This window comes from Silvania confinis, assembly GCF_025564085.1.
Taxonomy (GTDB): Bacteria; Pseudomonadota; Gammaproteobacteria; order Enterobacterales; family Enterobacteriaceae; genus Enterobacter; species Enterobacter confinis.
The window spans coordinates 815,824-834,537 of the sequence record NZ_JAMGZJ010000078.1 but is presented as its reverse complement, the minus strand read 5'-3'; the positions used below and the strand labels follow the sequence as shown (position 1 = coordinate 834,537).

The 18,714-nt window shown below is 51.7% G+C and carries 21 protein-coding genes and 4 pseudogenes; 15 read left to right on the top strand and 10 right to left on the bottom strand.

All coding sequences use genetic code 11. The annotated features are described in order from the left end of the window. Position 1: 1 nt before the first annotated feature. The 9 genes and pseudogenes from M8013_RS21935 to M8013_RS21895 all read right to left on the bottom strand — a co-directional run bounded on the left by M8013_RS21935 (position 2) and on the right by M8013_RS21895 (position 6,614). Positions 2-208 carry a hypothetical protein gene (locus M8013_RS21935; protein WP_418939555.1) on the bottom strand — a complete coding sequence of 69 codons (207 nt, stop codon included), beginning with the start codon at positions 206-208 and terminating at the stop codon, positions 2-4. Next, positions 202-807, bottom strand: coding sequence for a DUF1367 family protein (locus tag M8013_RS21930; protein WP_271269863.1), 606 nt, complete (start codon positions 805-807; stop codon positions 202-204). The genes M8013_RS21935 and M8013_RS21930 overlap by 7 nt, the downstream gene beginning before the upstream one ends. Positions 808-841: 34 nt before the next feature. Beyond that, positions 842-1,081 carry a hypothetical protein gene (locus tag M8013_RS21925; RefSeq protein ID WP_271269862.1) on the bottom strand — a complete coding sequence of 80 codons (240 nt, stop codon included), beginning with the start codon at positions 1,079-1,081 and terminating at the stop codon, positions 842-844. Positions 1,082-2,032: 951 nt separating this feature from the next. Further along, a complete protein-coding gene (locus M8013_RS21920) occupies positions 2,033-3,058 on the bottom strand; it encodes a DUF4435 domain-containing protein (RefSeq protein ID WP_271269861.1) in 1,026 nt (341 codons plus the stop codon). Then, on the bottom strand, positions 3,051-4,262 hold the full coding sequence (locus tag M8013_RS21915; RefSeq protein ID WP_271269860.1) for an AAA family ATPase: 1,212 nt from the start codon (positions 4,260-4,262) through the stop codon (positions 3,051-3,053). Before M8013_RS21915 ends, M8013_RS21920 begins: the two co-directional genes overlap by 8 nt. Before the next feature lie 418 nt (positions 4,263-4,680). Next, positions 4,681-5,427, bottom strand: a pseudogene (locus M8013_RS21910) (ATP-binding protein); the annotation flags it as partial. A gap of 2 nt (positions 5,428-5,429) precedes the next feature. After that, positions 5,430-6,140, bottom strand: a pseudogene (locus M8013_RS21905) (replication protein); the annotation flags it as partial. Further along, positions 6,133-6,381 (bottom strand): annotated as a pseudogene (locus M8013_RS21900) (regulator); the annotation flags it as partial. The pseudogenes M8013_RS21900 and M8013_RS21905, both read right to left, overlap by 8 nt. An 11-nt stretch (positions 6,382-6,392) precedes the next feature. Next, entirely contained in the window at positions 6,393-6,614 is a 222-nt protein-coding gene (locus M8013_RS21895; protein ID WP_271270179.1) for a YdaS family helix-turn-helix protein, read from the bottom strand. Between M8013_RS21895 and M8013_RS21890 the strand changes: the two are divergent. The 8 genes and pseudogenes from M8013_RS21890 to add form a co-directional block, all read left to right on the top strand. After that, a pseudogene (locus M8013_RS21890) lies at positions 6,578-7,534 on the top strand (RecT family recombinase); the annotation flags it as partial. The gene M8013_RS21895 and the pseudogene M8013_RS21890 sit on opposite strands and share 37 nt — an antisense overlap. Positions 7,535-7,568: 34 nt before the next feature. Then, positions 7,569-7,925, top strand: coding sequence for a hypothetical protein (locus tag M8013_RS21885; protein ID WP_271269859.1), 357 nt, complete (start codon positions 7,569-7,571; stop codon positions 7,923-7,925). Continuing rightward, the gene (locus M8013_RS21880) at positions 7,918-8,400 is read left to right on the top strand and encodes a hypothetical protein (protein WP_271269858.1); all 483 of its coding nucleotides are present in this window, start codon (positions 7,918-7,920) and stop codon (positions 8,398-8,400) included. Before M8013_RS21885 ends, M8013_RS21880 begins: the two co-directional genes overlap by 8 nt. Continuing rightward, on the top strand, positions 8,397-9,044 hold the full coding sequence (locus M8013_RS21875) for a hypothetical protein (protein ID WP_271269857.1): 648 nt from the start codon (positions 8,397-8,399) through the stop codon (positions 9,042-9,044). The genes M8013_RS21880 and M8013_RS21875 overlap by 4 nt, the downstream gene beginning before the upstream one ends. After that, positions 9,031-9,270 carry a DUF4060 family protein gene (locus M8013_RS21870; RefSeq protein ID WP_271269856.1) on the top strand — a complete coding sequence of 80 codons (240 nt, stop codon included), beginning with the start codon at positions 9,031-9,033 and terminating at the stop codon, positions 9,268-9,270. Before M8013_RS21875 ends, M8013_RS21870 begins: the two co-directional genes overlap by 14 nt. A 64-nt stretch (positions 9,271-9,334) precedes the next feature. Continuing rightward, entirely contained in the window at positions 9,335-9,553 is a 219-nt protein-coding gene (xisR, locus tag M8013_RS21865; protein ID WP_271269855.1) for an excisionase family protein, read from the top strand. Between the two features lies 1 nt (position 9,554). Continuing rightward, positions 9,555-10,784, top strand: coding sequence for a tyrosine-type recombinase/integrase (locus M8013_RS21860; protein WP_271269854.1), 1,230 nt, complete (start codon positions 9,555-9,557; stop codon positions 10,782-10,784). 114 nt (positions 10,785-10,898) lie between these two features. Continuing rightward, complete coding sequence (gene add / locus M8013_RS21855; RefSeq protein ID WP_271269853.1) at positions 10,899-11,900, top strand: adenosine deaminase; 1,002 nt, start codon at positions 10,899-10,901, stop codon at positions 11,898-11,900. Between the two features lie 33 nt (positions 11,901-11,933). On the opposite strand, the gene M8013_RS21850 is transcribed toward add, so the two are convergent. Beyond that, positions 11,934-12,974, bottom strand: coding sequence for an oxidoreductase (locus M8013_RS21850; protein ID WP_271269852.1), 1,041 nt, complete (start codon positions 12,972-12,974; stop codon positions 11,934-11,936). Between the two features lie 244 nt (positions 12,975-13,218). Here M8013_RS21850 and blr point away from each other — a divergent pair, with 244 nt between their 5' ends. The 7 genes from blr to rsxD all read left to right on the top strand — a co-directional run bounded on the left by blr (position 13,219) and on the right by rsxD (position 18,709). Beyond that, positions 13,219-13,365, top strand: coding sequence for a division septum protein Blr (gene blr / locus M8013_RS21845; protein ID WP_271270178.1), 147 nt, complete (start codon positions 13,219-13,221; stop codon positions 13,363-13,365). A 198-nt stretch (positions 13,366-13,563) separates the two neighbouring features. Next, positions 13,564-13,779 (top strand): transcription modulator YdgT, encoded by a 216-nt coding sequence (ydgT, locus tag M8013_RS21840; protein ID WP_271269851.1) that lies wholly within the window; start codon positions 13,564-13,566, stop codon positions 13,777-13,779. 90 nt (positions 13,780-13,869) lie between these two features. Next, complete coding sequence (locus M8013_RS21835; protein WP_271269850.1) at positions 13,870-14,310, top strand: DUF2569 domain-containing protein; 441 nt, start codon at positions 13,870-13,872, stop codon at positions 14,308-14,310. A 76-nt stretch (positions 14,311-14,386) separates the two neighbouring features. Continuing rightward, positions 14,387-14,968, top strand: coding sequence for an electron transport complex subunit RsxA (rsxA, locus tag M8013_RS21830; protein ID WP_271269849.1), 582 nt, complete (start codon positions 14,387-14,389; stop codon positions 14,966-14,968). Continuing rightward, positions 14,968-15,546 (top strand): electron transport complex subunit RsxB, encoded by a 579-nt coding sequence (gene rsxB / locus M8013_RS21825; protein WP_271269848.1) that lies wholly within the window; start codon positions 14,968-14,970, stop codon positions 15,544-15,546. The genes rsxA and rsxB overlap by 1 nt, the downstream gene beginning before the upstream one ends. Beyond that, positions 15,539-17,656, top strand: a complete 2,118-nt coding sequence (gene rsxC / locus M8013_RS21820; RefSeq protein ID WP_271269847.1) for an electron transport complex subunit RsxC — start codon at positions 15,539-15,541, stop codon at positions 17,654-17,656. Before rsxB ends, rsxC begins: the two co-directional genes overlap by 8 nt. Continuing rightward, complete coding sequence (rsxD, locus tag M8013_RS21815; RefSeq protein ID WP_271269846.1) at positions 17,657-18,709, top strand: electron transport complex subunit RsxD; 1,053 nt, start codon at positions 17,657-17,659, stop codon at positions 18,707-18,709. The last annotated feature ends 5 nt before the right edge of the window (positions 18,710-18,714 follow it).

Sequence of the window (18,714 nt, the reverse complement as noted above, 5' to 3'; positions counted from 1 at the left end):
ATCACCCCCAGACCTTTTGGCGGAATGTCCCTGGCGTACGTTTCTGGCGCCGTGCTTCCGGCAGCCTGGCGCTGACGGTCCAAGTGATGTAATCGGGATTCAGGCTGCGCTCAACGGCAACGCCGCGCGCCCGATATGTCGCCATCAGCTCTTCGGCCTGCGCAGTGGTGCAATCGGTATGCTGGAACCATGAGGATTTCATCAACACCATCCCCCGAAGCTCACCAGCTGCGCAGCGGCGTTCTCAGCCTCGCTTTGGTGCTTGAATGTCCGTGACAATATCCAGCGCCACAGAACATCGAGCGCGGCTTTGTACAGCTGCTGGAACTCGCTTTCGTCCATGTTGGCGAAGGCGATACTGCGGGGGTGTTTTCGAAGGGTACCGTCAGGCAACTGGATGGTGTCGTAATGCCCAGATTCGATGGTCACCCAGGCGCGGTAGGCGTCGAAGGATTTGCACAGGCTGATTCCATTGGTGATGCGGCGACTGCCAACCTGCTCCAGATACTGCTCAGCAGCATCCAGCAGCGTGCCTTCGCTGCCGCCAAACGAGGCGAGGAATTTCGCATAGCCGGTGATCAGCTTGCGTTCGTTCGAGGAGATAGCGCCGCCGGTTGGCTCCCAGTATTCGAAGCCGAGATTCAGTAGTGCGAAGAAGCGACGGTGAAAGGCCGGGTTACGGACCTGTCGGAACTCGGCCACCAGCACGGCACCGAGCTTAAATTTTGATTGCAGTAATTCTCTGGTCTCCGGCGTTGCGGGGATCAGGATTCCTGAGGACTGCTTGATGAGTTGTAACTGCGCCATGGTGTTCTCCGTGGCGCATCAGGTCAACGGGTGTTCAGTCCGTTGATATCATAATATCAGAGGGTTGAGCGAGGCGGTAGCCAAGGCGGCGAAGAAAGCGTGTTCCGGTCGACAGATTGAAAATCCCTTCATCCTCCAGCAGCGGGCGACATGAAACCATCCCATTCCTGGTGTAAACGAGACATCGCCCTTCAAACGACATTGAACCAACAAGCTTGCCGTCTGAACGCCTAATAATGTCGTACCAGTCATCCTGCTCCTGTTTTTCTGTCACATCAACCTCCTCACTTTGCTATCCACAAACACCCTCTCCCGGCAGGGAGAAATCCTCACTCTACAGATCCAAAAAACAAATGGTGCAAATTTCCTAATAGGTTCGCCGGAAGAAAAATCTATTTATAACTGTAATGTCTAAACCATACAACAGAATACTGTATATATAAACAGTAATCATTCATTTATCTTTAGTTTGCACCTGAGAAAAATCTTACAAAAACCATCATAAGAATATGATTTAAATGAGATTTTTACTTTTTGCATAAATGCAGTTAACAGTTATGACATACATGATTTATAACCAGCCACGGTTATTTTTACGAGTTGAGCATCCTGAAAGCCTATAATGAATATCACTTAGAATTCTGCCAGTAAAATTTTGTATTTTTGACACAGGACTTAAATTTTGTAAACTGTAAGAATACTGCACATACAGACTAAGTGATTAAAAAAACCAATCAAATGGTTCAGTTTTCCACATCAGGACGCAAGCACTTTGTTGTTATTTCCGCGAATAAGCCCCCTTAAAGCATCTTTATATTATAACGCACCTCCTTGTTAAGGGAATCATAGAAATGCTTAAAGAGAAATATATATATTTACCTTTATGACTTTCATTTAAAATGCTTAAATTCGGACACCTTAGCATCAATGCATTATTTATTTAGGATGTTTGGCATTAATTAACATCATCCCTAAACAAGATAATTGAGATCATCGAAAGGCTCACAAGAAACTTATAAGTATTTTATTGATGAGGGAGATTATCGGCCATAGCATTGATAATATGTATTTACACCGGCACGAATTAAAGATATCGAAGGAGTGGTAAGGACCTCATCAATAATTACATATCATTCAGGTAAAGTGTAAAAATGCTCAACTCTACACAATGGTAGTTGAGCATAACATACAATTAATTAGAAACATTTAAATTCACAAAACCGCATTATGCAGCAAGAATAGCATCTACTTTTACTAAGGCATTTTTAAAGTGCCTACAAAAAGAATAGTCTTCTCGACATTGAACGAGACTCATTGCACTTATTGCCTCTTTATATAACTGAGCTACGCCCTCTTTATCTTTCATTGCAATCCGTCTTTGCTTCTCTTGTTCCAGCAAAAGATAACTGCCGCGACCAATAAGTTCTTTTAATACAAAATCATTAAAATCATGCCCTCTGACGAAATATATTGCATTATCATACCCTTCCATCCTAGAGTGTATCTCCATCAAAAACCTACTAAAATTCTTACGTTCAGACTTTTCAAGATTGGATTTGAAGAATATTAAACTTTCTTTTTTCATTTTCCTTAGTATTTTATTGAAGTGTTTATATTCATATTCAGTATAATTTAGCTCTTGGATTTTATCTTGCAATAAAGTCAACTCTGAAATCAATTTCTGGTTTACCGCCTTGACTTTACCAATGTCATTTCTAATGTAATAAAGCTGTAGTGACTGCAAAATAAATAAAGAACGAGAAAGAGACTTAAATAATAATCTAAAATCGAGGTTAGGAAACCACGTTGTTAGACTAACTGATTTTTGCACTATTTCTTTCAAACCTTCAGGTGCTGATATCACATTTTCCTTAGCACAGACCCCTGTTTCAAGAACATATTTGTTGTTAGGAACAAATTCATAACCATCTTTATAATCATTTAAGATGAAACGATAGTCGCTATCTAAGCAGACTATCAAGTTTTTACCTAGTGTTAATTGCCCTGTGTTAATTAAATTGGCTATTCGTGAGCATCCATTAGCGGCTTTGCCATCAGTAGCAGGAACTTCAAAAGCCCTACTAATATTAATATTATATTTATCATTGTATCTATTAAACAAAGGAGCCCAGAAACGCACATCAGGGTCGCCCTCTACAAATACCTGGATATTCCTTTTATTCGTTAAAGGATAAAGACGATTTGAAGCATCCAAGTATTCGCTTGTGAGAGTTACGTTACCATTACTCATAATTTGTAACATCCATTATATTGATAACATCAAAATCAACATCATTCATGAATAAGGCAGGCGAGTGGGTTGCAATTATAAATTGAGATTTAGGTGCCAACTCCAGCAATCTCACTATAATTTTCTTTTGCCATTCCATATGGAGAGTTAGATCGGGCTCATCTAAAATAAAAACCTTTTTTTCATCATGAGAAAGAAATGCTAAAACGAGTAGAATAAGGATATTTTTTTCACCTCGAGACAAATTAGATGATTCTACGACATTCCCCTTGCTATCTCTTAATGCCAATAATCCCCTAGAATCTCTGCATACTTTTTTTTCAGTACACTTGAAAAATTCCTCCACTATATTTTCAAACTTTTTTATCACATCTTCCTTGAACTCAAACTTATAATTAACTTCTTTTTTTACCAGTGAGGAAAAGTTTTGTTTTAATTTGAAAGCCACATCCTTATCTATACCATCGCCAGATAGAAGAGAATTAATTTCATTGAAGAGCATGGTGTTATCATTTTTTTCCAATGCAACATTGGATGCTAATTCTTTTTCTTTAGAAAGGAAGTCGACAAGTAATTCTTTTAAAGTGAAATCCAACAATATACTCTTGTCATAAATATTTGTTTTTTGACTTTCTGCATTTTTGGTATAAGGTCTATCAGCATCCATGAACACTTCTTCACGGTAATAAATTGGCGACACCAACTCATTAACTTCTTTTTTTCCATGAGGATTGTCACTTCTAGCGAAAATAACCCTTGCAGCTTCGGTGGAATCATTTTCTGAAGCTGAATTATTACTTACCATCGATGTCACATTATTTTTATTTTTTTTATAGCCCTGAACCCCTTTTAACACTGCATTATAAAAATCCATCAACTTTAAATGCTCAAGCTCAGGTTTGTGTTGTACTTTACGCAAGCTAGAATTAATTTTATTATGTTTTTTATCATCTGAACTCCCCAAGTCAAATGCAAAAAGCGCAATATTCTGCTTAAGTAATACTTTTGTACACCAATTCTTATAATCTGGAGAAATAGCCATCGGCTCAGCTAAAGAAAAATTTAACAACTCTAATAAAGTCGTTTTGCCCGTACCATTGAACCCGGTAAGAAAAGTCACACTTTTCCTAAAGTCTATTTGAGTTAACCTATTATCGCCCCAAGCATTGAACATGCTAAAACTTTTAATTAATGGCGTATACATACTTTCGTTCCCTTAAAATTATGTTTTTGGAAAATCATAAAACCGATAAAACGTTTTTAAACAGCTAAAATTTATCATTAATGTGCAATGTAGTATATACAAATCTCTTTTCGCATGCTCCTTTCTGTTGACGAACCTGATTGGTAAGCATCCAGTCAAACTCATATATGCATCTTGTCGAGCATTTCCAGTCTAAAAATCATACTTCTCTCTGTAGCTTCTGTTTTCAACATTTAAACAAAAACCGAAGGAGCCTTTTTTCTTCTTCTCGAACCAAATGCTACAGCAGCCTATAGACTTTTTTGCTGTCACAGCCCAGCAACCGGCAAACCTGCCGCGGGGTGATCTCACCGCCGTGCTGGATGGTGCGAATGATTGTCCAAAAGTTGTTACTGGCCATCTGCCCCCCCTTGCCGCCCACAGCTCGCAGGTGCGACACTTTGCCGCGGTAGCTCGCCCAGTCGAAGTTGACCCACACGCCAGAGTCCATGCGCAGCCGGTCGATTACGCGCGCGCCGAGAGTAGCAACCAGCTCTTCGTAATTCAGGTTGCTCAGGATGCCAACTGGCTTCATGGAAGAGAGACGGCGGTCGATCACCTGGTTGATAATCACCTTCTCGCCGCTGGAACCGCGCTGAATCCCCACTTCGTCCAGCACCAGCAGATCGACGTTGCACAGGTCGTTCAGCAGCGATGATTCAGATTGGCCACCGTCGTAGCACTCGCGGACACGCAGCATCAGGTCAGGGATGGTCACCACCAGAACGGAATGGCCAGCAACCAGCAGGTGGTTGCCGATGGCAGCCGCCAGATGGTTCTTCCCGGTGCCCGGCGCGCCGCTGAAGACGAAGCTGGCGAATCCGCCGCCGCCAAAATTCTGCGCGTAGCTCTTCGCCATGCTGTACGCCTGACGCTGCTCAGGGCCTGTTACTTCGTAGTTTGAGAACGAACAGCTGCGGTGAAGTGCTTGAATGCCAGCACGACCGAAGATCTTCTCTGAACGGGCGCGCTGATTTTCCTTGTCGATTTCCTCCGAGCGCTTACGACCTTCGGATTCTTGCCAGACCAGCCACTCTTCGACGCTGTTAAACTTCGGCTGCACACTGGCCGGGATGAACTTCCTGAGGCGCTCAAGCGCACCACCAGTTCCGGTTACGTTTTTCATCGCTACCCCCTAAAGCCTGATGGAATGGTTTTACCTGGCTGGGAAATTTGATTTACATCCCGACCCGCCTTGCGGCCGCTGAGGCCGAATTTTGGTTTGAACAGGCCCTGATAGCCGTTGGCAATGCTGGCGTTAATCACAGCCACCGGATCGTGTCCCTCGTCCAGACACTGCTTCAGCAGGCTGAAAGCCTTGGTGACGGTCAGCTCGGTTTTAATCGCTTTGCCAGACTGCTGGCGATAAGCAACCCACTCACCCCAGGACGTCGCATCCAGCCATTCAGGAACCGGGATGCTAAGCGGGTCAAACTTCACCTTCCCCCCTGGGGGGTTAGAGGGGGTTAGATCTGTATTTATATTTGTCTTTGGAAGAATGTCTTTGGTGTTCCCTGTTTTCAGGGATCCCTTTCCCTGTTTTTGGGGATGGTTATCCCCGTTTTCAGGGATGGTTGGAGGGGGGAAAACACTATCCCCGAATTCAGGGATGGTAATAACCCATGTGACAACTTCAGCAGCCGGGAATGCCGCCGGGCACCGTGCACAATTCGGCTTGGTGTAAGCCCACTTATCCAGGTGGGTATTTATCCCTATGTATCTGGTTTGCCCGATGCGGCGCAGGATGATGATGTTCCGATAGGCAAGGCTCAGCACTGCTTCGGAAACGTGCTTTACCTTCAGCGTCGTTTTGTCGGCAATGAGGCTGTTAGCTATCCAGGAAGCGGAACAGCTTCTGCCGGGCACGGCTGTGATCTGCAGGAAAGTCGATACCCTCGCCACCATCCCGGCGCCACTCTTCAACGATCAGGGCCGATACAACGTCCTGCCCGGCTACTGCTGACCATGCCCGAACGGCATCACGAAGGGAGCAACAGCTGACACCTAGTTTTGGTTGAGCGCGATTTATCAGCGCTGCCGGATTGAACCCGTTACTCTGTTGATACGTAAGTGATTGCATAGTTACATTCCTTACTTCGGTAACCCGTCAGTCGGGTTTGGGTAGAGATCGGGGCGCAGTTCGTGGGGAGTTACGCCGGTAGCATTAAAAATCGGAAGAACTCGGCCCTGTGGCACTTGTCCACCGTTACGATTTCTCCAGTGACTCACATTCATTGCACTGGTAGATAAAAGTTCCGCCAGTTTTGTTGCGCTATGGGCAGCTGAGTTCCTTCGCTGAGCTGATGGCCCAATCTGCCGTCACTGTTCCCAAGCATCTGATGGGGAAACCAGCCGATTGCATGGCGATCGTCATGCAGGCTATGCAGTGGGGCATGAACCCTTACGCCGTCGCGCAGAAAACGCATCTGGTCAACGGTGTGCTGGGCTACGAAGCACAGCTGGTGAATGCCGTGATTTCCAGCTCCAGCGCCATCGTCGGCCGCTTCCATTACGAATACGGCGGTGACTGGGAAAGGATTGCCGGAGCAAAAGGCGATCGCAATGAGCTGGGCCTGTTTATCCGCGTTGGCGCGGTGCTTCGCGGCGAAACCGATATTACCTGGGGTGAGGACATCTACCTGGCTGATATCACCACCCGTAACTCCCCACTGTGGAAAACGGCACCCAAGCAGCAGATCGCCTATCTCGCGGTGAAGTACTGGGCGCGCCTCTATTGCCCTGAGGTCATTCTCGGCGTTTACAGCCCGGATGAAGTTGAACCACGCACCGAGAAGGAGATCAACCCGGCGCCACAGCGCGTAAGCCTGGCCGATATCTCTGGTGACAACGTAACAACCACCCATAGCGCACAGGAATCGGCCGCCAATATCGATGGCCTGGCCGATGATTTCCGGGATCGCATTGATGCCGCTGAGACGCTGGAAACCGCCACCATCGTCGGTAATGAAATCAATGAGGCAAAGGCTGCTCTCGGAACCACCCTTTTCACCGAGCTGAAGAACAAGGCGACGCGCCGTTATCACCTCGTGAAACACCGCAATGCGGTCGAGGCGGCAATCAACTCTCTGCCACAGCCTGGCGAACCGGGCGCAGCTGAGCAGTTCGCGGAAGCTGAACGCGTGCTAGCGGCAGCGAAACGACATATGGGCGACGAGCTGCACGATAAGTTCAGCATCACCCTGGCAGATATGAAACCGGAATACGTGGCCTAAGGGAGGCGGGAGGGTTCGCCCTCCCGGTAACGAAATGAGTAAATCATTAAAAGCACGCTGCATCCGCCGCTGGCAAGTTGAGTTCAAGGGCCGTTGCGATTCGAAATTCAGTCTTTGTTGGCGTAAGCACCATCTGCGCGGATACATCCGTGAGTGCGCCCTGATAACGGCCGACTGCATGGTGGAAAATCTGGCCTACAACAACGCAATGCATGATTTCTTTACTGAAAACGGTAATGACAGTGGTTGGTCTCCGGAGTTTTCGGTCTGGTATGACAGTAAGCGTCGTGAGCAGTACCGGAAGGAAGCGCTGAGCTACCTCAATGAAGAGGCCAGCAACGACGAGATCGATGAAGAGATTCAGAACGAGCTGGAGGCCTGGAATGACTGATTTCACCAAAGAGCAGTTGGTTGAGTACGTGAAGGGATGTATCGAGCACGCTGAACGGTTTCCGGGCGTCGAGATAGCCGACAAAGAAAAGGTGATATTTGGAATCGCGCTGGCAGCGCTGACGGCCCCTCAATCTGAACCAGAGCATATCGCTAACGCCTTTATCGCGGCCATAGAAAAAGAGCAGGATCGGCTTCACGGCGAAGATTACTTAATGGACTCAAGAGATTGCATTGATGTAATCCGCGAAGAATTACAACGACTGAACGCCTGCCACGCAGCCATATCTCAGGTATCAGATGTCGGGCCACAACTGCATACCAAAGATGAAGAAGACTCCATCGCTTCTCGCCGGCGCAGGAATCGTGAATCAAACACCCGCGCCCGCGAACGTGAAACACCCACACAACGCAAAGCAAGATTGGTTAAAAACAGGGCCAGGATGGCTATACGTCGCAAAGGCGGTGCAGCATGAAAGAGCGTGGAATGATTTTCAACGAATACCAGGTGCGCGCCCTGCTTGATCGAAGCATGACGCAGGTTCGGCGGGTGATGAAGGTGCAGCCTGACGAAGATGGCCTGGCGAAAGTAACTGATGGGCCATGGGTTGATACCAGTGAACGAGTGTATCTGTGCCCGTTCGGAGCTGTTGGCGATCATCTTTTCGTCAGAGAACCGTTTTCACGTCTCGACTCATTTAACTTTTTCGACCCGGCGGTGCCGCATGAAGTCCCGGATTTCTGGTATTGGGCGGATGGTGAGCCAGCATGGGGTGACTGGACGCGGCCACAATCCGGCGCAGTAATGCCACGCGCCGCAAGCCGCATAACCCTCGAGGTAACAGCGGTTCGCGTCGAGCGCCTTCAGGCGGCTGATGAATCGGCCCTCCTGGATAACCTTGGCGACATGCTCGAGGACTGCGATTCCGTTGCGGGGCGCGCCTTTAACCATGCAGAGCATTATGCGATCGCTGGCGTCCCGGTGGGCATATGCCCAGAGATGCACGGTTTTAAAGCGTGGTGGGATAAGGCCAATGGTGCCGGGAGTTTCGATTCTAATCCGTGGGTCTGGGTGATTGAGTTTAAGCGTATCGAAGGAGCCGACCATGAAACTGATTAACCGCAGCAAGCAATCCCCTCTGGCGCGCCAGGCATGCGAACTCGCGCTGGCTGCCCACAAGGAACGTTACGGCGATTACGGTCGCAGCAAGATGAAAGAGACGTACACGGTGAGAGTTGAAGGCGTGAAGGTCTGGGTGGAGGTGGTCAACCGTAAGGCGAGCTACGTGGCCACGGCGATGACCGGCATGCGCCGCCTGCGATCCCTTCCAGGTCAGGTCGCCTGATATCGAAATATCATTTATCAACAACCGGCATCTTTATACTGATGTCGGTTACCTGAGGTGAAAGATGGCACAGGTAATTTTTAACGAAGAGTGGGTTGTGGAAGCCAAACTGTGCGAGAGAACCGGGCTCTCAAAGCGGCAAATCACCTGCTATCGAGCGCACCGCTGGATCGAGGGCATCCACTTTAAACGTGTCACCCAGACTGAAGGAGATAACAGCTCTCCTCGGGCGACGCTTTGGTACAACTTCCCAAAGATAAACAGTTTCGTTCAGGAGCAGTGACGTGGCGCCAACGGGTGTTGAAATTCACAATGGCAAGATTCGGATATGGTTCATTTACCGAGACGTTCGATGCCGGGAAACACTGAAAGGCTGGCTGGTGACGAACGCCAACCTAAAAAAAGCAGGCCAGCTTAGAGCAAAGATCACCAGTGATATTCAGATGGGTGTTTTCGATTACGGCCTGCAGTTTCCTGGTTCTAAATCAGCAAAAAAATTTTCAACCACATTACGGATTAATACCTTCCAGGAACTTTGTAATGAGTACAGCGGAACAAAAGAGCTGGAGATGACCTACTCATCAACACGAAACATGCAGTCCATAATCAAGATACTGCTGCGGGTCGTTGGTAGCGAAACGCCGATCGCCGATATTCAACAGATGGATATTCTGAGATACCGGAAAGAGTTGTTGCTGGGGGAAGTCCGCAATGAAGTCGTGCCACACCTGAATAAAACAGGCCGGGCACCAGCGACGGTGAACGAGCAAATCCGTACCTTGTGCGCCATGCTGAAATTTGCCAAACGTAGCCAGATTATCTCCAACAGCCCTTTTGAAGATATCCCAGCTTTAAAGCGTCCACGGAAAGCGCCAGATCCTCTCACTATGGAGGAGTACGAGCGATTAATTTCGGTGTTACCGGCTTCAGTCGTTAACTTATGGAAAGTGGCCTTTTACGCAGGTCTTCGTCATGGAGAGCTTTGCGCGCTGGGATGGGATGATGTAGATCTGGTCAGTGGGAAAATTCACGTTAACCGGAATTTGAACAATTACGACCAGTTTGGGCCGCCAAAAACGGCCGCCGGCGAACGCACAATTACATTGCTGGATCCTGCCCTCGGGGCGTTAAGAGATCAGTTTCACCTGACGGGTGCAGACCAGGCGACTGAAATCGTATTTCACCATCGTGCGTATGCGAGCACTGAACAGCAGCATGTAAGGTTCGTGTTTCGTCCGGTGGTTAAAATTGCCGTTCCAAATCCATATTATTCAAAAAACGCGCTGGGCTACAGTTGGAGGCTGGGTTTAAAAAAAGCGGACATACGCAGACGCGTTCCATATCAGTCTCGCCATACTTACGCGTGTTGGCTCTTGTCTGCGGGTGCGATCCCCTCTTTTATCGCCAGCCAGATGGGACATGCTGACGCCAGTATGGTGTATAAGGTTTACTCGAAATGGATGGGGGATAAAGACCGGGACCAGGTGGAGCTTTTAAATAGTAAATTAGGCTAATTGCCCCCTATATGCCCCTAACATTCTGCAGGCCTATGAATTTCTCAGCATTTTTAATAAGTTAATTAGCTGTAGTATAATGGGCCGCACTACTTTAACTATAAGAGTGCGACCATGATTGATTCCCGCCTGCCGTTAACTGACATTCACCGCCATCTTGATGGCAACATTCGTGCCCAGACCATTCTCGACCTGGGGCATCAGTATAATTTGACCCTGCCCGCCCAAACGCTCGAAACGTTACTCCCGCATGTTCAGGTCACCGAAAACGAACCGGATTTGGTCAGCTTCCTCAGCAAGCTCGACTGGGGTGTGAAGATGCTGGCCTCGCTGGATGCCTGCCGTCGTGTGGCGTATGAGAACATCGAAGATGCGGCCCGCAATGGCCTGCACTACGTTGAGCTGCGCTTCTCGCCGGGCTATATGGCGATGACCCACCAGTTGCCGGTAGAAGGTGTGGTTGAAGCGGTGATTGCGGGTATCCGCGAAGGTTGCAAAGCCTTTAACGTTGAAGCGCGTCTGATTGGCATCATGAGCCGTACCTTTGGCGAAGCCGCGTGCCTGCAGGAGCTGGAGGCGCTGCTGGCCCACCGGGATCAGATCACCGCCATCGATCTGGCCGGTGATGAACTGGGCTTCCCGGGCAGCTTGTTCCTCTCGCACTTTAACCGCGCCCGCGACGCCGGCTGGCACGTCACGGTACATGCCGGTGAAGCTGCAGGCCCGGAGAGCATCTGGCAGGCGATCCGCGAGCTGGGTGCCGAGCGTATCGGTCACGGGGTCAAAGCGGTGGAAGACAGAGCCCTGATGGATTTCCTGGCGGAGCAGCGCATCGGGATTGAATCCTGCCTGACGTCGAATATTCAGACCAGCACCGTCGCGACCCTGGGGCAGCATCCGCTGAAAACCTTCCTTGAACATGGGGTTTTAGCCTCGCTGAACACCGACGATCCGGCGGTTCAGGGCGTGGATATTATTCATGAATATACGGTTGCCGCAGCGCTGGCCGGGCTGAGCCAGCAGCAGATCCGCCAGGCGCAGATCAACGGGCTGGAGATGGCCTTTTTAACGCCTGCCGAGAAGCAAGCCCTGCGCGATAAGGTTGCACAGGGATAATAAAAAACCCGGCATCGCGCCGGGCTTTTTACATTACGCCAGACAGAGCGTCGCGCGATGTCTGGCGGATTCCATCCCCAATTCGATAAGTTCCATAATCTGAATCGCCTGACTGGCCGGGACCGGGTTTTCACCGTCACCGTTCAGCGCATCGCGGATACCCGCATAGTATGCCGGGTAGTTGCCCGGTAGCGTCAGCCAGCTCTCTTCGACGCGCTCTTCACCTTCAACGCGGGTCAGGACGCCGTCACGCATGTCGTAGCCCCAGTCTTCCTGCGGTAAACGTTCGCCATTTTTCAGACGATCTTCCTGTGGGTCCAGTCCGTACTTTACATAGCTGCCGCGAGTGCCGTGAACGATATAGCGCGCTGACTCCGCCGCCGCCAGCATGGTGCCGTGCAGCACGATGCGACGCTGCGGATAGCTGAGCACCGCATGAAAGTAATCCGTGGCCTGCGAGCCGGGCCGCAGTTGGGCCAGATCGACGGTCAGGCTGACAGGCAGGCCAAACAAATTGACGGCCTGATCGAGAAGATGCGGGGCCAGATCGTACCAGATGCCGCTGCCCGGGCCCGCCTGCTCGCGCCAGCGATTACGCACCTGCGGACGGAAGCGATCAAAATGGGACTCAAAGAAGGCTACTTCGCCGAGCGAACCGTCGGCAATCAGCGCCTTGAGGGTCAGGAAATCACTGTCCCAACGGCGGTTATGGAACACGGACAGCAGTTTACCGAGGCTTTTTGCCAGCGCATCCAGCTCGCGTGCCTGTGACAGTGTCACGGTAAAGGGTTTATCCACAACGACGTGCTTACCGGCCTCCAGCGCGGCTTTCGCCAGCGGGAAGTGAGTATCGTTCGGCGTCGGGATGACGATCAAATCGACATCCGGATCGTTAAACAGATGCTTAGGCTCGGAAACCACCGGCACCGTCGGCCAGTCGGCATGAACCTTTGTCGCGTCGCTGCTGGACACCGCCGCCAGCACCATCCCCGGGGTGCCGGCAATCAGCGGGGCATGAAACGTTTTACTCGCGTAGCCATAACCAATTAATCCAACACGGATTTTGTCACTCATGTCGTCGCCTCTCGTCTGTTTACACGTTTATTCCACTCGATCTCTTCATAGGTCACAATAGTTTAATCTGGGGTATGCCGGGGAAATACAACACTTGCAATCAGTAATTTCTAATTAACATTTATAACCTGCTGAATAAAATAATAAATCATCCTGTAAACCGCTTGCCCGCAGGCCGGGTGCGCTGTAAAATTCTCAACCTGTATTTATGGACAAATCAAATTTACGAATCATGACGACAATTATTAATCGAATTATTGAGTTAGCAGGGTGGATTGTTCTGGGCGTGTCGGTGGTGCTGCTGGGTATCGCCAGCCAGATTGATAACTACCAGCCACCAGAGCCGGTCAATAGCGTGATGCAACATACCCCCCCAAATAACCACAGCTGATGCCAGTTGCTGATTGCCAGCCGTCATGAACAGCGTTACCCTTCTGCAGGCGTCAGTCGACGCCTGATTTATCAGCAAAGAAAACTCTTAATTTTGCCGACGGGCGGATACCGCTGTTTACGCCTTTTTGGATCCGATTAATATTCAAACCAAATACCTCGTCGGGATGACTTACTGTATATATGGAAAACGATTAAGATGACCGTGCAAGATTATTTATTAAAATTTCGCAAAATAAATTCACTGGAAAGCCTGGAAAAGTTGTTTGACCACCTTAACTATACCCTGAGCGATCATCAGGAGATCATCAGCATGTACCGCGCCGCCGATCACCGCCGCGCCGAGCTGGTCTCCGGTGGGCGTCTGTTCAACATTGGCGAGGTTCCTAAGGCGGTCTGGCACTTCGTAGAATAAGAAAAGTAGTCATTCAACTGAAATGTTATATAATCTCGCCCCTGCTAATTTTGCTGCACGCGCTTTGACGCTGACTATTCGGGAGAGAACATGAGCACAACGGCTGGAGAAAAAATTGGTGGCTGGTTACTCGCCCCGCTTGCCTGGCTGCTGGTGGCTTTATTGAGTGCCTCCCTGGCGCTGCTGCTTTACACCACGGCATTAATTACCCCACATGCGTTAAAATCGCTGGGTGCACAGAATACGTCTGAAATTGTGATGTGGTTTATCTCCTTCTCCTTCGCGATCGGCATGTGGTACTACACGCTGTGGCTGACCATTGCGTTTTTTAAACGCCGTCAGAAAGTGCCTAAGCATTATATTATCTGGCTGCTTGTCGCCGTATTACTGGCGGTGAAGGCCTTTGCTTTTTCACCGGTCTCCGATGCGCTGGCAGTGCGTCAACTGCTCTTCCCCCTGCTGGTGACTGCGCTGTTCGTGCCCTACTTTAAGCGTTCGACGCGGGTAAAGAACACCTTTGTGAACCCGTAATAACCCTACAGTTAACCTGTTGTCGCCTGCGTCGCTTTATCCGATAATAGGCGGCTTTTTTATTTCAGGCTGAATAATGACCGATTACTTACTGCTCTTTGTCGGCACGGTGCTGGTGAACAACTTCGTCCTCGTGAAGTTCCTTGGCCTTTGCCCGTTTATGGGTGTGTCCAAGAAGCTGGAAACCGCGATGGGGATGGGGTTAGCAACCACCTTCGTGATGACCCTCGCCTCTATCTGTGCATGGTGGATTGACACCTGGATCCTGATCCCACTCGGTCTGACCTACCTGCGCACGCTGGCCTTTATTCTGGTTATCGCCGTGGTGGTGCAGTTCACCGAAATGGTGGTGCGTAAAACCAGCCCGGCTCTGTACCGTCTGCTCGGCATCTTCCTGCCGCTGATCACCACCAACTGTGCCGTGCTCGGCGTGGCGTTGCTCAACATTAACCTTGGGCACAACTTCCTGCAGTCAGCGCTGTACGGCTTTTCTGCTGCCGTCGGCTTCTCGCTGGTGATGGTGCTGTTTGCCGCGATCCGCGAACGCATGGTCGCCGCCGATGTGCCTGCACCGTTTCGCGGTAATGCCATCGCGCTGGTGACCGCCGGTCTGATGTCTCTGGCCTTTATGGGCTTCAGTGGTCTGGTGAAGTTGTAATGAATGCCATCTGGATTGCCATCGCCGCCATCAGCGTGCTGGGGCTTATTTTCGGCATCATTCTTGGTTACGCCTCGCGCCGCTTTGCGGTGCAGGACGATCCGGTGGTCGAAAAAATCGATGAGCTGCTGCCGCAAAGCCAGTGCGGGCAGTGCGGCTACCCTGGCTGTCGTCCTTACGCTGAAGCAGTGGGTACAGGCGGCGAAAAAATTAACCGCTGTGCCCCCGGTGGCGAAGCGGTGATGCTGAAAATTGCCACCCTGCTTAACGTCGATCCGCAGCCCGTTGATGGTGACGAGAGCGTTCAGGAACCGGTTCGCGTGCTGGCGGTGATTGACGAGCCTAACTGTATCGGCTGCACCAAATGTATTCAGGCCTGTCCGGTCGATGCCATCGTGGGTGCCACCCGCGCCATGCATACCGTGATGGCGGATCTGTGTACCGGCTGTAATCTCTGCGTCGCCCCTTGTCCGACACAGTGCATTACCTTAGTGCCGGTAGAGACAACGACCGACAGCTGGAAATGGGATCTCCAGACCATTCCGGTACGCATTATTCCAGTGGAACAACATGCTTAAGTTATTTTCTGCCTTCAGAAAAGAGAAGATCTGGGATTTCGACGGCGGTATTCACCCGCCAGAGATGAAAACCCAGTCCAGCGGTACGCCGTTGCGCCAGATCCCACTGGCTAACCATTTTATTATCCCGTTGAAACAGCATATTGGCGCTGAGGGTGAGCTGTGCGTCAACGTTGGTGACAGCGTGTTACGCGGCCAGCCGCTGACCTTCGGGCGCGGACGCATGCTGCCGGTTCACGCCCCGACCTCGGGCAAAGTGGTGTCCATTGCGCCGCACACCGTCGCCCACCCTTCGGCACTGTCCGAACTGTGCGTGGTGATTGAAGCCGACGGCGAAGATCGCTGGATCGACCGCGACGGCTGGAGCGACTATCGCAGCCACAGCCGCGAGGCGCTGATCGAACGTATCCACCAGTCCGGCGTGGCCGGTCTGGGCGGCGCGGGCTTCCCGACCGGTAACAAACTGCAGGGCGGTGGCGACAAAATTCAGACGTTGATTATTAACGCTGCCGAGTGCGAGCCCTATATCACCGCCGACGATCGGCTGATGCAGGACTGCGCGGCGCAAATCGTCGACGGTATTCGCATCCTCGCGCACATTCTGCAGCCGCGGGAAGTGCTGATCGGCATCGAAGATAACAAGCCGCAGGCGATCTCCATGCTGCGCGCGGTGCTGGCAAACAGCCACGATATCGGCCTGCGGGTGGTTCCGACCAAATATCCTTCCGGCGGCGCGAAGCAGCTGACGCAAATTTTAACCGGGAAGCAGGTTCCGCACGGCGGTCGCTCCTCGGACATTGGCGTACTGATGCAGAACGTCGGTACCGCCTATGCGGTGAAACGTGCCGTTGTCGACGGTGAACCCCTCACCGAGCGCGTCGTCACCTTGACGGGCGAAGCCGTTAATCGTCCTGGTAACGTCTGGGCACGCCTGGGTACGCCAGTTCGCCATCTGCTGGAGCAGGCCGATTTCTGTCCGGGTGCCGAGCAACTGGTGATTATGGGCGGTCCGCTGATGGGCTTTACCCTGCCGTGGCTGGATGTCCCGGTAGTAAAAATCACCAACTGCCTGCTGGCCCCGTCCGCCAGCGAGATGGGCGAAGAACAGGAAGAGAAAGGCTGCATTCGCTGCAGCGCCTGCGCCGACGCCTGCCCTGCCGATCTGCTGCCTCAGCAGCTGTACTGGTTCAGTAAAGGCCAGATCCACGACAAAGCCAAAGCCCATAACCTGGCCGACTGCATTGAGTGCGGCGCCTGCGCCTGGGTCTGCCCGAGCAGCATTCCGCTGGTGCAGTATTTCCGCGTCGAGAAGGCCGAAATTTATGCCATCGCGCAGGAAGAAAAACGCGCAGCTGAAGCCAAAGCGCGCTTTGAAGCCCGCCAGCTGCGCCTCGAGCGTGAAAAAGCCGCCCGTGAAGAGCGCCATAAAAAAGCTGTAGTGCAACCTGCTGCGCAAGATCAGGACGCCATCAGCGCTGCGCTGGCGCGCGTTCGCGAGAAGAAAGCCACCGCGACCCAGGACGTGGTGATCCCGGCGGGACAACGCCCGGACAACAGCGAGATGATTGCCGCCCGCGAAGCGCGTAAAGCGCAGGCCCGCGCCCGTCAGGCCGAAAAAGAACACGCCGCACAGCCACAGCCGGAAATCGATCCGCGCAAAGCGGCGGTCGAAGCCGCGATTGCTCGTGCCAAAGCGCGCAAAGCGCCACAACCCGAGGCAATTGAGGTCGAGCAGACGCCGGTCGATCCGCGCAAAGCTGCGGTTGAAGCGGCGATTGCCCGTGCTAAAGCGCGCAAAGCCCCACAGCCCGAGGCAATTGAGGTCGAGCAGACGCCGGTCGATCCGCGTAAAGCGGCGGTTGAAGCGGCGATTGCCCGTGCTAAAGCGCGCAAGGCGTCGCAAACGGATGTGACACCCGCAGAACCCGTGCCAGTCGACCCGCGTAAAGCGGCCGTCGAAGCCGCCATCGCCCGCGCGAAAGCGCGGAAAGCGGCACAACAGGAAGAAGAACCGGCGGCCAATGACGATCCGCGTAAAGCTGCAGTTGCTGCGGCGATTGCGCGCGTTCAGGCCAAAAAAGCCGCACAGCAGGCAGTTAACGAGGATTAAATGGTTTTCAGAATCGCAAGTTCCCCCTATACCCACAACCAGCGTCAGACATCGCGCATTATGATGCTGGTTTGTCTGGCCGCGCTGCCAGGCATCGCTGTTCAGTTCTGGTTTTTTGGCTGGGGGACGCTGTTTCAGATAATCCTGGGCTGTGCGAGCGCACTGGCCGCTGAGGCGCTGGTGTTAAAGCTACGCAACATGGCGGTCAGTAAGATCCTGGCCGACAACTCGGCCCTGCTTACCGGCCTGCTGCTGGCCATCAGTATTCCGCCATTTGCCCCGTGGTGGATGGTGGTGCTGGGCACCGTTTTCGCGGTGATCATTGCCAAACAACTGTACGGCGGTCTGGGTCATAACCCGTTCAACCCGGCGATGATTGGCTATGTGGTATTGCTGATCTCGTTCCCGGTGCAGATGACCAGCTGGCTGCCGCCGCACGATATCGCCGCCACCGTGCCGGGCTTTGTCGATGCCCTGCAGGTGATTTTCTCCGGCCATACCGCCAGCGGTGGCGATATGTTAAGCCTGCGGATGGGCGTGGACGGCATCAGTCAGGCCACCCCGCTCGACACCTTTAAAACGTCTCTGCACGCCGGACACAACGTCGAGCAGATCCTGAACATGCCGATCTACAGCGGCGTGCTGGCAGGCGCAGGCTGGCAGTGGGTAAACCTTGCCTACCTGGCGGGCGGTCTGTTTATGATTTGGCAGAAAGCGATCCGCTGGCATATTCCGGTCAGCTTCCTGGCGACCCTGGCGATTTGCTCCGGGCTGGGCTGGTTCTTCTCACCGGAAACACTGGCCTCGCCGCAAATCCATCTGCTCTCCGGGGCAACCATGCTCGGGGCGTTCTTTATTCTCACCGACCCGGTGACGGCCTCCACCACCAATCGCGGCCGCCTGATTTTTGGCGCGCTGGCCGGTCTACTGGTGTGGCTGATCCGCTGCTTTGGCGGCTACCCGGACGGCGTGGCCTTTGCGGTTCTGCTGGCTAACATCACCGTACCGTTAATTGATTACTACACGCGACCGCGCGTGTATGGCCATCGCTAAGGGAC